Source organism: Pseudomonas sp. GW821-FHT04D07 (assembly GCF_059420225.1).
Window position 1 is genome coordinate 127,834 of record NZ_JBWKTH010000017.1, and the last position, 12,494, is coordinate 140,327.

The 12,494-nt window shown below is 61.8% G+C and carries 12 protein-coding genes; 6 read left to right on the top strand and 6 right to left on the bottom strand.

Translation table 11 applies throughout. From position 1 onward, the window contains the following. Window positions 1-30 precede the first annotated feature (30 nt). From AC07T0_RS20025 to AC07T0_RS20035, 3 genes are all read left to right on the top strand, one after another. On the top strand, window positions 31-1,086 hold the full coding sequence (locus AC07T0_RS20025) for a tartrate dehydrogenase (protein WP_495002851.1): 1,056 nt from the start codon (window positions 31-33) through the stop codon (window positions 1,084-1,086). Between the two features lie 106 nt (window positions 1,087-1,192). Beyond that, on the top strand, window positions 1,193-2,494 hold the full coding sequence (locus AC07T0_RS20030; RefSeq protein ID WP_495002852.1) for a dicarboxylate/amino acid:cation symporter: 1,302 nt from the start codon (window positions 1,193-1,195) through the stop codon (window positions 2,492-2,494). Window positions 2,495-2,561: 67 nt separating this feature from the next. Beyond that, complete coding sequence (locus AC07T0_RS20035; RefSeq protein ID WP_495002853.1) at window positions 2,562-3,542, top strand: sugar-binding transcriptional regulator; 981 nt, start codon at window positions 2,562-2,564, stop codon at window positions 3,540-3,542. 60 nt (window positions 3,543-3,602) lie between these two features. On the opposite strand, the gene dhaL is transcribed toward AC07T0_RS20035, so the two are convergent. The 6 genes from dhaL to AC07T0_RS20065 are packed head-to-tail and all read right to left on the bottom strand — an operon-like array spanning window position 3,603 to window position 9,666. Beyond that, the gene (dhaL, locus tag AC07T0_RS20040; protein WP_495002854.1) at window positions 3,603-4,250 is read right to left on the bottom strand and encodes a dihydroxyacetone kinase subunit DhaL; all 648 of its coding nucleotides are present in this window, start codon (window positions 4,248-4,250) and stop codon (window positions 3,603-3,605) included. A gap of 3 nt (window positions 4,251-4,253) precedes the next feature. Beyond that, the gene (locus tag AC07T0_RS20045; RefSeq protein WP_495002855.1) at window positions 4,254-5,255 is read right to left on the bottom strand and encodes a dihydroxyacetone kinase subunit DhaK; all 1,002 of its coding nucleotides are present in this window, start codon (window positions 5,253-5,255) and stop codon (window positions 4,254-4,256) included. Between the two features lie 35 nt (window positions 5,256-5,290). Continuing rightward, on the bottom strand, window positions 5,291-6,049 hold the full coding sequence (locus AC07T0_RS20050) for an SDR family oxidoreductase (RefSeq protein ID WP_495002856.1): 759 nt from the start codon (window positions 6,047-6,049) through the stop codon (window positions 5,291-5,293). Window positions 6,050-6,103: 54 nt separating this feature from the next. Continuing rightward, on the bottom strand, window positions 6,104-7,141 hold the full coding sequence (locus AC07T0_RS20055) for a substrate-binding domain-containing protein (protein WP_495002857.1): 1,038 nt from the start codon (window positions 7,139-7,141) through the stop codon (window positions 6,104-6,106). Between the two features lie 45 nt (window positions 7,142-7,186). Further along, on the bottom strand, window positions 7,187-8,182 hold the full coding sequence (locus AC07T0_RS20060) for an ABC transporter permease (protein ID WP_495002858.1): 996 nt from the start codon (window positions 8,180-8,182) through the stop codon (window positions 7,187-7,189). Beyond that, window positions 8,179-9,666: a sugar ABC transporter ATP-binding protein gene (locus tag AC07T0_RS20065; RefSeq protein WP_495002859.1), complete on the bottom strand. Its 1,488-nt coding sequence runs from the start codon at window positions 9,664-9,666 to the stop codon at window positions 8,179-8,181. The genes AC07T0_RS20060 and AC07T0_RS20065 overlap by 4 nt, the downstream gene beginning before the upstream one ends. A 268-nt stretch (window positions 9,667-9,934) precedes the next feature. Here AC07T0_RS20065 and rpiB point away from each other — a divergent pair, with 268 nt between their 5' ends. From rpiB to AC07T0_RS20080, 3 genes are all read left to right on the top strand, one after another. Further along, window positions 9,935-10,414 (top strand): ribose 5-phosphate isomerase B, encoded by a 480-nt coding sequence (gene rpiB / locus AC07T0_RS20070; protein ID WP_495002860.1) that lies wholly within the window; start codon window positions 9,935-9,937, stop codon window positions 10,412-10,414. Between the two features lie 78 nt (window positions 10,415-10,492). Beyond that, on the top strand, window positions 10,493-11,464 hold the full coding sequence (gene tal, locus AC07T0_RS20075) for a transaldolase (RefSeq protein ID WP_495002861.1): 972 nt from the start codon (window positions 10,493-10,495) through the stop codon (window positions 11,462-11,464). 14 nt (window positions 11,465-11,478) lie between these two features. Continuing rightward, window positions 11,479-12,494: thiamine pyrophosphate-binding protein (locus tag AC07T0_RS20080; RefSeq protein ID WP_495002865.1), on the top strand; the 1,016-nt coding region annotated here is incomplete at its 3' end.

The following is a 12,494-nucleotide window of genomic DNA, read 5'->3' on the forward strand; positions in this document are numbered from 1 at the left end:
AACAAGAACCTGACGAGAGTGGAGTTGACGATGAACGCATACAGAATTGCCGCGGTGCCTGGTGATGGGATTGGGGTCGAGGTCATCGCCGCAGGCGTCGAGGTGTTGCAAGTCCTGTCGAAAAAATCCGGTTTTGCGCTGGATTTCAAACACTTTGACTGGAACTCGGATAACTACCTGAAAAACGGCTACTACATTCCCGAGGGTGGCCTGGAGGAACTGAAAACCTTCGACGCCATTTTCTTTGGTGCCGTTGGCGCGCTCAACGTACCGGACCACATTTCCCTCTGGGGCCTGCGCCTGCCGATCTGCCAAGGCTTCGACCAGTACGCCAATGTGCGTCCGGCTCGGGTTCTGCCCGGGGTGAAAAGCCCGCTGCTCAATGGTGAGCAGATCGACTGGGTGGTGGTGCGGGAAAACTCCGAAGGTGAGTACTCCGGCAACGGCGGTCGCGTTCACCGCGGCCTGCCTGAAGAAGTCGCCACCGAAGTGTCGGTGTTCACCCGGGTTGGGGTCGAGCGCATTCATCGCTTCGCCTTCGAACTGGCGCGCAGCCGTCCGCGCAAGCACCTGACCATGGTCACCAAGTCCAATGCCCAACGTCACGGCATGGTGTTGTGGGACGAGATCTTCTACGAAGTCGCCAAGGACTTTCCGGATGTCAGGATCGACAAGGAGCTGGTCGACGCCGTGACCACGCGCATGGTGCTCAAGCCGGCAACGCTGGACGTTATTGTCGCCACCAACCTGCACGCCGACATCCTCTCCGACCTGGCCGCCGCCCTGTCCGGCAGCCTGGGCATCGCGCCGACGGCCAACCTCAACCCTTCACGCCGATTCCCCTCGATGTTCGAACCGATCCACGGCTCGGCCTTCGACATTACCGGCAAAGGCGTTGCCAACCCCATCGCGACGTTCTGGACGGCCGCCATGATGCTTGAACATCTCGGCGAACCAGCCGCGGCGAAACAGCTGATGTCGGCCATCGAAGCAGTGACGCAAAGCGGTCTGCATACACCGGACCTTGGCGGGAAAGCCACTACCCGTCAGGTCACCAATGCACTGATCGAACTGATCAAGCGCTGATATTTTCCATCGATGCAAAGGTGTACTGCGGCGCAACGCCAAGGGGAGGATCAGCGATCCGACCCCTTGGTATTTCCTGACAACAATAAAAAATCAGGGCCCTGTCATGAAAAGAATATTTGGCAAACTCTACGTACAAGTCCTTATCGCGGTCATCCTCGGCGCCATCGTCGGGGTGCTCGTTCCTGAAACCGCTGCCGCGCTCAAGCCCCTGGGCGACGCGTTCATCAAGCTGATCAAGATGCTGCTCGCACCGGTGATCTTCCTGACCGTGGTCACGGGGATTGCCCGTATGGAAAGCATGAAGGAGCTGGGCCGGGTCGGCTTCCGGGCGTTGCTCTACTTCGAGGTCGTGTCGACGCTGGCGTTGGTCATCGGCCTGGTGGTGGTCGATCTGTTCAAGCCCGGTGCCGGCATGAACATCAATGTCGCCAGCCTGGATACCTCCAGCCTGGCCACCTACACCTCTGCGGTGAAACACGACTCGTTCATGGACTTCGTCATGAATATCATCCCCGACACCATCGTCGATGCGTTTGCCAAGGGCAACGTACTGCAGATCCTGCTGTTTTCCATATTGCTCGGTATTGCCCTGGCCAATGTGGGGCCTCGTGCCAAGGTCTTCGTCGATACGCTGGAGAGCCTGATGCAGGGCATGTTCCGTATCGTCAACATGGTCATGCGCCTGGCGCCCATCGGGGCCTTCGGCGCCATTGCCTTCACCATTGGTAAATATGGATTTGGCTCGCTGTTCTCGCTGGGCAAGCTGATGGCCTGTGTCTACCTTACCTGTGCTGTGTTCGTGATCTTCGTGCTGGGCCCGATCTGCCGCTACAGCGGTTTCAGCCTGTGGAAGTTTCTGAAGTTCATCAAGGAAGAACTGTTCACCGTGCTTGGCACCAGTTCGTCGGAATCGGTGCTGCCGCAGATGATTGCCAAGATGGAAAAGGCCGGTGTCTCCAAACCGGTCGCCGGGATGATCATTCCCTCAGGCTTGACCTTCAATCCGGATGGTCAGGCGATCTACTACAGCATTGCCGCCATCTTCATCGCCCAGGCGACGAATACCCCGCTGACCCTGACGGATCAATTGATCGTGCTGGCGGTGCTGATGTTCACCTCCAAGGGCTCCGCGGGGGTGACCGGTTCGGGGTTCATCATTCTGGCCGCCACGCTGTCTTCCCTGGGCACCATTCCGGTCGCGGGCATGGTGCTGTTGCTGGGCGTCGACCGGTTCATGTCGGAAGCGCGGGCGATCACCAACACCATAGGCAACGGTGTCGGCACCCTGGCCATCGCCAAATGGGTCGGGGCGTTGGACACGGTGAAGATGCACAAGGCGCTGAATGGCGAGGTCGTGGAGGAGCAACCCGCCAGGCAACCCGTTCAAGTCGTACCAGGGGGATGACCCACCACTGGACTTAACCCATGGCAAATAGGGACAATGGGTTTTTGACGCGGAAATGGAAACTCTCATGAGTGACAGTGCACAGCGCGGCGCCAGTGACATCGATCTGATGACCGACGTCGCCATGCTTTATTACCTTGAGAACATCACCCAGGAGGCCATTGCCAAGCGCTTTGAGCTGTCCCGGGCCAAAGTCAGCCGGCTGCTCAAGCGAGCGCGCGACGAAGGGATCGTTGAAGTGCGGGTGCTGCAACATCCGGCGATGAACAGTGAGCTGGAGCAGGCGCTGGTCGAGCGTTTCAAGCTGGACCGGGCCTTGATCGCGGTCGATCACGGTGATCCGGATACCCAGCGTTCGGCAGTCGCCAGCCTGGTCGCCCACTACCTGAACAAGACCTTGAGCGACGGTGTGATCGTCGCCGTCGGCATGGGCCGCAATGTCGGCGCCGTAGCAGAAAACGTGTTCTTGCCGGTGACCCGCAACTGTACCTTTGTCTGCGCCATCGGCGGTTCGCTCAAGGCCGGCGAGTACATGAATCCCGACCATATCTGCCGGCGCCTGGCCTTGCGCTTCGGCGCGGAAAGCGAAACGCTCTATGCTCCGGCCCTGGTGGCGAATCCGGAGCTGCGCAGCATCCTGATCAATAACGACACCGTCCGCTCGACCCTCGACCGGGCCCGTCGCGCCGACATCGCGCTGATCGGTATCGGCGATATGAGCGAAAACAGCAATATGGTCCGCATGGGCTGGTTCTCACCCCAGGAGATTGCCCAGGCGCGCCTCTCCGGGACGGTGGGCGACATGATGGGCTACGACTTTATCGACATCCATGGCCAGCCGGCCGTCAATACCATGCAGGGACGGGTGATCGGCCTGACCGTGCAGGAGTTGGGGCGGATTCCCGATGTGGTGGCGATTGCCAGCGAGAACACCAAGGCCGCGGCGACCTTGGGGGCATTGCGCTCCGGGGTGATCAATACCCTGGCGACCACGGTATCGAATGCCTACACCATCCTTGCGCTGGATGATGCGACTCGCAAGCCGTAGGGGTGAGACCTCCCGCGATCCGCCGGCACTCGACGAGTGCCCGGTCGGGGAGGTGCCAGGTCAATCGCGCAGTTGCGCTTGCACCGATTCGGCGAGATCGGTGAGGATCAGGCAGCAGGACACCGCACCGGCGTCCAGCACCCCCAGGGAGCGCTCGCCCAGGCGGCTGGCGCGACCGATTTTCGCCACCAGGTCGCGGGTCGAGTCGCGGCCCAGGGTGGCGGCGATTTTCATCCGGGCCAAGGCCTCACTGAAAGAGACACCGGCGGCCACGGCCTGTTCGAAGGCTTCCACGGACGGGATCAGGGTGTCCATCAGGCACTTGTCGCCGACCCCCGCATCGGTGATGTCCTGCAGCGAAGTAAGGCCGCCGCGCAGCAGCCGGGCGAAACTCGCCGCATCGATCACGTCACGGTCGCGTACTTCGTCGGCCATGCCGATGAACAGGCTGCCGTAGAGCGGCCCCATCGAGCCGCCGATACCTTCCATGAGGGCCAGGGTCAACTCGTCCAGCGCTTCGGCCAGGGACAGCTGGCGACCTTCAAGGCTCTTGCCGCAGCGGGCGAAACCCTTGGCCATGTTGATGCCGTGGTCGCCGTCGCCGATGGCGCCGTCGACTTCGCTGAGGTATTCGCGGTTGGCCACGATCACCGCGACCAGGCTGGTCACGATGGCGCTACCGTTGCTACTCGAGAAATGCTGGCCCATGGTTTACTCCGACTGGGACATGCCGATGGAGCGGCACGGTTGATCGATCAAGGTGGTCAGTTCGGCGTCAAGGCCGAGCAGGGTCAAGGTGACGCCCATCATTTCCAGTGACGTGAAGTAATTGCCCACATAACAGCGGTGAACCCGCAGGCCCCGGGCCTTGAGCAGGCGTTCGACTTCGGCGTAGAAAATGTACAGTTCCATCACCGGGGTGGCGCCGAGGCCGGAGACCAGCACCACGACGCTTTCATCCTGGCTGAAATCGCGGTCGGCGAGAATCGGCGCGAGCATGCGCTCGGCCATGGCCGCCGCGGACGTCACAGGGATGACTTCGATCCCCGGTTCGCCGTGATGGCCGATACCCAACTCCATCATGCCGTTGGCGATCTGGAAATTGGGTTTGCCCACCGCCGGGATGATGCACGGGGTCAGGCCGACGCCAATCGAGCGGCAATGGTCGACGGCCTTCTGCGCCACGCGAATCACGCCGTCCAGGTCGTAGCCCTGGGCGGCGGCCGCGCCACCGACTTTCCACATGAAAATTTCCCCGGCTACGCCGCGGCGCTTGGCGATATCGGCCGGCGGGGCGGAGGCCACGTCGTCGTTGGCGACGACGGTGCGGATGTTCATCTCTTTGCTGGCGGCCATTTTCATCGCCAGCTTGACGTTCATATTGTCGCCGGCGTAGTTGCCGTACAGGCAGGCGACGCCGGCGCCCTGGTCGGCGGCGCGGAAGGCGTCGAAGAAGCTCTTGGCGGTGGGCGAGGAGAAAATTTCGCCGACGGCCACGGCATCCACCAGGCCGGGACCGACATAACCCAGGAAGGCCGGTTCATGGCCGGAGCCACCGCCGGTGACGATCCCTACTTGGCCGGCCGGTGAGGGTTTGCTTTTGCGGATAACCCGTGGATTGGCTTCGTACTGGGCCAGTTCCGGATGCGCCACGAGGATGCCGTTGAGCATGTCCTCGACCACCTGGTCCGGATCGTTGATGACTCGATTCATAAAGTGTTTCCTTGTTCTTGTAAGGCCTGAGCCGATTACTGGATGCTGTAGCCGCCGTCGATCACGACGTTTTCGCCGGTGATCATCTTGGCCGCATCGCTGAGCAGGTAAAGCACCAGCCCGGCGATCTCCTCCGGCTGGGCAAAGCGTCCGACCGGGATCTGCAGTTTGGCCCGCTCGCCGAGTTCACCGGCCCAGGCCTTCTTGCCCAGCGCCGTTTCGACGATGGTCGGTGACACTGCGTTGACGTTGAGGCCATGGGGCGCCCACTCCATGGCCAGGACCTTGGTCATGCCGACCACCGCGGCCTTGCTTGCACAGTAAGCCACATGTCGATCCAGGCCAATCACGGCAGCCTGGGAGGCGAGGTTGACGATGCGCCCGTGGCCTTGCTCGATCATGTGACGGGCACAGGCCTGGGCCACGAAGAAACTGGCCTTGAGGTTGATGTCCAGGGTGGTGTCCCAGGCACTTTCATTGACGTCCAGGGCCTTGTCGAGCAAGGCGACCCCGGCGCTGTTGACCAGGTAATCCAGCCGGCCGAGTTCGGCGGCGGCCTCGTCGACGGCGCTTTGCACCTGCTCCAGTTGACGCAGGTCGACGGCCAGGCCGATATGCCCGGCGCCGAGGCTGGCGGCCACCTCGACCACGGCCGGATCACGGTCCAGCAGGGCGACCCTGGCGCCGCGCTCCACCAGCAGTTGCGCGCAGGCCAGGCCGATACCGGCGGCGCCGCCGGTGATCACGGCGCAGCGGCCGTTGAGGTCGAACGCCTGGTTCCAGAAATTGGACATTGCATACACTCCATGCGGGCCGGATCCGGCCCGGGTTCTCGGTTGGGCAGACGCTTACTTGGTGCCGGTGACCTGGGCGTACAGGGCATCGGCGTTGTTGCTGGTGACCGGTACCCACGGCAGGATGTAGGTCTTGGCGCTGCCATCAGCCCACTTCACGTCCTTGGCATAACGCTCCCAGATCAGCGATTGCGGTTTGTAGTCTTTGCCCGCCAGGGTGTGCAGGGCCATATCGAGGGCGCCCTGGGATTGCGCCTGGGCGTCTTGCAGAAAGGTGGTGACTTCGCCTTTCTTGGCCGCCTGGATGGCATCGGGCATGCCGTCGATAGCGGTGATCGGCAAGTCGTCTGGCGACAGGCCGCGGGATTTCACCGCTTGCAGGGCGCCCAGGGCCATGTCGTCGTTCTGCGCAATGATGCCGGAGATGCCGCCCTTGGGGTGGGCATTGAGCCAGTCTTCGGTCAGGGTCAGGGCTTCGGCGCGCGACCAGTTGGCGGTCTTCATTTCAATGACCTTGATCTGCGGGTTCTTCAGCAGGACTTCGATCTCGCCTTTTTGCCGATCGATCTGTGCCGACTGACCGATCGGGCCCTGGATGATCGCCACGGTGCCCTTGCCCTGCAGCTTGTCGACCATGGCCTGGGCCTGGAGGCGACCGCCTTCGATATCGTCGTTGCCGATAAATGGCACGTTGGCGCTGGCGACCTTGGTGTTGGACGCGATCACCAGTACGTTGCTTTCCTGGGCGCGTGCCACGGCACCGACCCCGGCCTTGGTGTCGATCGGAACGAAAATGATCGCGTCGTAATGCTGGGTGACCATGGTTTCGATCTGGTTGTTCTGGGTCAGGGCGTCATAGTTGCCGTCGAACACGGTGAGCTGCACGGTGCCGTCCTTGACCGCCGGGTGCTCCTTCAACTCGCGCACCCAGTTTTGCATGTACTGGCCCTTGAGCCCGTACACCGCCGCACCAATCTTGTAGGTCTTTTCCTGAGCCAGCGCAATACTGCTGGTGAGCAGGGAGAGTGCCGCCAGCGCGGTGAGGGATTTGCCGAGTTTTTGGGTGGAAAGTTTTACGCTGCAAAGTTTCATGGGGAACTCCTTTATTGTTGTAGTCGGTTGGTTCAGTGAAACGGCTTAACGTTTTTTCTTGCGCCAGACATCGATGAGCACCGCGAACACGATGATCAAACCCTTGGCGACTTGTTGGTAATACGAGGACACGCCGAGCAGGTTCAGGCCGTTGTTGATCACACCGATCAACAGGGCGCCGAACAGGGTGCCGACCACGCTGCCGGTACCGCCGGAGAGACTGGTACCGCCAATTACCACGGCGGCGATGGCGTCCAGTTCATAGGAGGTCCCGGCCTGGGGCAGGGCGGAGGTGGTCCGGGCCGAGAGGACGACCCCGGCGAGGCCGGCCAGCAGCCCCGAGACCACATAGACCGAGAACATCACCTTGCGCACGCCGATCCCGGAGGTCCGCGCGCTTTTTTCGTTGCCGCCCACGGCATAGATGTAGCGGCCATAGGTGGTGTAGCGCAGCACCATCCAAAAAATCAGCGCGACTACTGCAAAGATGATGATGGGAATACCGATCGGGCCGAACGTGCCGATGCCCAGGGCCAGGTAGCTGTCGGGCAGGTCGGTGACCGGGCTGCCGTCATTGAGAATAAAGGTCATGCCGCGGGCCACGCTGAGCATGCCGAGGGTGGCGACAAAGGGTGGGATCGACAGGTTGGCGACCATGAAGCCGTTGACCACGCCGAGCATGGCGCCAGCGAACATGCCGGCGCTGACCGCCACCAGCAGGCCATGGCCCTGGGTGGCGACCAGGGCGCTGGACAAACCGGCAAACGCGAGAATCGAGCCGACCGACAGGTCGATGCCCTTGGTCAGGATCACATAGGTCATGCCCACGGCGAGAATGCCGTTGATCGAGGTCTGGCGCAGGATGTCCATCCAGTTGCGCCAGGTCATGAAGTACTCGCTGGCGAAGGCCATGGCGATGCACAGCATGATGAACACCAGCGGCAGGCCGAATCGGTCGAGGGCCAGGCGTAGGCGAGCACCTGGACGGGAGGTTGTGGATACAGGGGCAGGAACAGGTGGGGCAAGGGTTTTGGCGTTCATGAGGCGAGACTCAACAAGGCTTCCTGGGAAAGGGCGGTATCGCAGCTGACGGTGACCAGTCGGCCACCTTTGAAGACGGCAATGCGATCACTCAGATGGAGCAGTTCCGGGGCTTCGGACGAGACCACGATGGCCGCCCCGCCAGCGCGCACGAACTCATCCAGCAGGTGATAGATTTCCTGCTTGGCGCCTTCATCGATGCCGCGGGTCGGTTCGTCGCAGAGCAGGCAGATCGGCTGGGTCGACAGGCACTTGGCGAGCACGACCTTCTGCTGGTTGCCGCCGCTCATGGACTCCACCGGCAGGTCGAGGGAGGAAATCTTGATCTGCAGGCGCTTGACCATGCGCTGGGCCAGTTCGTTTTCCTTGCGCGTATTGATCACCGACCAGCTCGACAGCTGCTTGTAGGCGGAGAGGGCGATATTGGCCAGGATGCTGCCGCTGAGGACCAGGCCGCTGTCCTTGCGATCTTCGGTCACCAGGGACATGCCGGCGCGAATGGTCGCCGCCGGCACGCCGATCGGCAGGGGCTGGCCCTGGAGCGTGGCGCTGCCCGAATCGGGGGCGGTGAGGCCGTAGAGGCAATTGAGGAACTCGCTGCGGCCCGAGCCCATCAGGCCGTAGATGCCGAGGATCTCACCCTGGCGCAGTTGCAGGCTGATGTCCTGGAACTCGCCGTCGCGGCTCAGCCCTTCGACGGTCAGGCAGTTTTGCGCGGCGCATTCGCGCCCGACCTTGTGATCGATGCGTTGCAACTCCTGGCCGACGATGCCACGGACCAGGTGGGCGCGGTCGATATCGGCCATGCGCCCGCTTTCGACGAAGGCGCCGTCGCGGAAGATGCTGTAGTCGTCGGCGATCTGTGCCAGTTCGCTGAGGCGGTGGGACACATAGATGATCCCGGCGCCACGCGCGGTCAGGCGACGGATGGCCTTGAACAGGGTTTCAGCCTCGCGCTCACCGATGGCCGAGGTCGGCTCGTCCATGATCATCACCTGGCAGTCGTGGCTGAAGGCCTTGGCGATTTCCACCAGTTGGATCTGCGCCACGCTCAGGCGATGCATCGGGCTGCTGGCGTCGACCTCGAACTCCAGGCTTTGCAACAGTTCCCGGGTGCGCCGGTTCAGCTCCTTGCTGTCGACGATGCAACCGGCGCGGCGCGGTTCACGGCCCAGCCAGATGTTTTCGGCGACGGTCATGTAGGGGATGGGCTCCAGCTCCTGGGTGATCATCGCCACCCCGGCGGCCAAGGCCGCGCTCGGACGATCGAACTGCACCGGCTGGCCATTGAGCAGGATGCTGCCCGCGTCGCGTTGGGTGATACCCATGAGGATGCTGAGAAAAGTCGATTTGCCTGCACCGTTGCCGCCGCACAAGGCGTGCACGCTGCCGGCTCGTAAAGAGAGGCGCCCGTCACGCAGGGCGGGGATCCCTGCATAGGCCTTGGCGACATTTTCAGCCTGGAGCAGTAATGGCATCGCCATCGGGAAATCCTCTTGCTGATTTTATTGTTAGGTCTCCCCGATCAAATGTTCGGTGAGTGATCATATGTTTAAAGCAATTTTCCGTATCCTGTCAACGTCGTCTTCTATTTTTTGACGTTTTAACCGGTATCGAGCTGGTTTTTGCGGATTTGTTCGAATAAATCGCTTGACAGAGGGCTGTTTGTGGTTGGGTAATGCTTGTGCAAAATTTCATTGCGTGATCATTTGATCGCTGTCTGCGCATCAGTAGGGCAACGGAGGAAAACTTATGGATGCAAACACACTGTTTTCGGTGGCCATCGGCAGCGACGAGGCCGGCTACGAACTCAAGGAGCTGCTCAAGCCTTACCTCGAGGCCTTGGGCTACAGGCTCCGGGACTTTGGCTGCTACTCCACGAGTCCGGTGCTTTACCCGGATATCGCGGCCGCGCTGGCGACGGCGGTCAGTGCCGGCGAACACCGCCTGGGGGTACTGATTTGCGGAACCGGCATCGGCATGGCCATTTCCGCGAACAAGATCAAGGGTGTGCGTGCCGCGCAGGCCCACGACACCTATTCCGCCGAGCGCGCGCGCAAAAGCAACGATGCGCAGATCCTTTCCATCGGTGCGCGGGTGATCGGTCCTGAACTGGCCAAGAGCATCGTCAAAATCTTCCTCGAGTCCGAATTCGAAGCGGAGCGTTCCGGGCCGAAAGTCGAGCGGATCACGGCCGTCGAAACGGCGAACCGGGGGCTGTCGGGCACCTAGGTCAAGGACCGTCGTGCCTGATGACGTCTGGTCAGGGTCAGTGCCAGGGACTGAACAAAATCAACAAGAGCCCAAGAAATGTCCAACCTGCTTGAACAATTGCGACAACACAGCGTCGTGGTGGCCGATACCGGCGATCTCGATGCGATTCGCCGCTTCGCCCCCCAGGATGCAACCACCAACCCTTCACTGATTTTCAAGGCGGTGCAGTCCGGTCAGTACGACCGCCTGGTCGGCGAAATCCTCAGTGAGGTGCGTGGCCTGGGGATTGGCGGCGATGCGGCCATCGATGAGGCCTGCGACCGGCTGGTGGTGGCCATGGGCAAACAGATTCTTGCCCTCGTGCCGGGACGGGTTTCGACCGAAGTGAGCGCCCGGCTGTCCTTCGACAGCGCGGCGAGTATTGCCAAGGCGTGCCGCCTGGTGGCGTTGTACGAACAGTCCGGTATCGCGCGTGAGCGGATCCTGATCAAGCTGGCCGCGACCTGGGAGGGCGTGCGCGCCGCCGAAGTACTGGAGGGGCAGGGGATCCAGTGCAACCTGACGCTGATCTTCAACTTCGTCCAGGCGCGGGCCTGTGCCGAAGCTGGCGCCTATCTGATTTCGCCGTTCGTCGGGCGCATTCTCGATTGGTACGGCAAGGCCAACCCCGGGACGCTTTACGCGCCCGACGAAGAACCGGGCGTGCGCTCGGTGCAACGCATTCTGCAGTACTTCCGCCAGCACCGTTATTCGACCGTGGTCATGGGCGCGAGCTTTCGCAATGTCGGTGAGATCAAGGCACTGGCCGGCTGTGATCGGTTGACCATCAGCCCGGCGTTGCTGGAAGCGCTTGAGGGCAGCGAGGGTCTGCTGCTGCCTGTGCGGATCGATGGTGGCGAGCCGGGGGGCTTCTTGCCCAGGCCATTGAGCGAAGCCGAATTCCGTTGGCAGATGAACGAGGATGCCATGGCCAGCGAGAAGTTGGCCGAAGGCATCCGCGGTTTTGAAGCCGATCAGTTGAAGCTTGAAGCGTTGCTGCGCGAAAAATTTGCCGGAGGTGTTGCTTGAACCAGCCTGAATCGATGTTGAAAACCAGCCGTCGTATCCGCGCCAATGCCATTCGTGCCCTCAGCATGGATGCCGTGCAAAAAGCCAACAGCGGCCATCCCGGTGCCCCCATGGGTATGGCGGATATTGCCGAAGTCCTGTGGCGTGATTACCTGAAGCACAACCCGAGCAACCCGTCGTTCGCCGACCGTGACCGCTTCGTGCTGTCCAACGGCCATGGCTCGATGCTGATCTACTCGTTGCTGCACCTGACCGGTTACGACCTGTCGATCGACGACCTGAAGAGCTTCCGTCAGTTGCACAGTCGCACCCCGGGTCACCCGGAATACGGCTACACCCCGGGCGTGGAAACCACCACCGGTCCGCTCGGCCAAGGCCTGGCCAACGCCGTCGGCTTCGCCCTGGCGGAAAAAGTCCTGGGCGCGCAGTTCAACCGTCCCGGCCACAACATCGTCGACCACCACACCTATGTGTTCCTCGGTGATGGCTGCATGATGGAAGGCATTTCCCATGAAGTCGCTTCCCTGGCCGGTACCCTGGACTTGGGCAAGCTGATCGCCTTCTACGATGACAACGGCATCTCCATCGACGGCGAAGTCGAAGGCTGGTTCACCGACGATACGCCTAAGCGTTTCGAAGCCTACAACTGGCAGGTGATCCGCAACGTCGACGGTCATGACCCGGAAGAGATCAAGACCGCCATCGAGACCGCGCGCAAAAGCGAGCGTCCGACCCTGATCTGCTGCAAGACCACCATCGGCTTCGGTTCGCCGAACAAGCAAGGCAAGGAAGATTGCCACGGCGCCCCGCTGGGTGACGCGGAAATCGCCCTGACCCGCGCGGCGTTGAAGTGGAATTACGGCCCGTTCGAAATCCCGGCCGAGATTTATGCCGAGTGGGATGCCAAGGAAACCGGTCGCGCGGTGGAAGCCGAGTGGGACCAGCGTTTCGCCGCCTACTCCGCGGCCTTCCCGGCCGAAGCCAATGAGTTGGTGCGGCGCCTGAGCGGCGAGCTGCCCGCCGACTTCGC

Coding starts and splice junctions, on each gene's coding strand:
- AC07T0_RS20025 (WP_495002851.1), top strand. CDS start 31: ATGAACGCATACAGAATTGCCGCGGTGCCTGGTGATGGGATTGGGGTC.
- AC07T0_RS20030 (WP_495002852.1), top strand. CDS start 1,193: ATGAAAAGAATATTTGGCAAACTCTACGTACAAGTCCTTATCGCGGTC.
- AC07T0_RS20035 (WP_495002853.1), top strand. CDS start 2,562: ATGAGTGACAGTGCACAGCGCGGCGCCAGTGACATCGATCTGATGACC.
- dhaL (WP_495002854.1), bottom strand. CDS start 4,250: ATGGGCCAGCATTTCTCGAGTAGCAACGGTAGCGCCATCGTGACCAGC.
- AC07T0_RS20045 (WP_495002855.1), bottom strand. CDS start 5,255: ATGAATCGAGTCATCAACGATCCGGACCAGGTGGTCGAGGACATGCTC.
- AC07T0_RS20050 (WP_495002856.1), bottom strand. CDS start 6,049: ATGTCCAATTTCTGGAACCAGGCGTTCGACCTCAACGGCCGCTGCGCC.
- AC07T0_RS20055 (WP_495002857.1), bottom strand. CDS start 7,141: ATGAAACTTTGCAGCGTAAAACTTTCCACCCAAAAACTCGGCAAATCC.
- AC07T0_RS20060 (WP_495002858.1), bottom strand. CDS start 8,182: ATGAACGCCAAAACCCTTGCCCCACCTGTTCCTGCCCCTGTATCCACA.
- AC07T0_RS20065 (WP_495002859.1), bottom strand. CDS start 9,666: ATGGCGATGCCATTACTGCTCCAGGCTGAAAATGTCGCCAAGGCCTAT.
- rpiB (WP_495002860.1), top strand. CDS start 9,935: ATGGATGCAAACACACTGTTTTCGGTGGCCATCGGCAGCGACGAGGCC.
- tal (WP_495002861.1), top strand. CDS start 10,493: ATGTCCAACCTGCTTGAACAATTGCGACAACACAGCGTCGTGGTGGCC.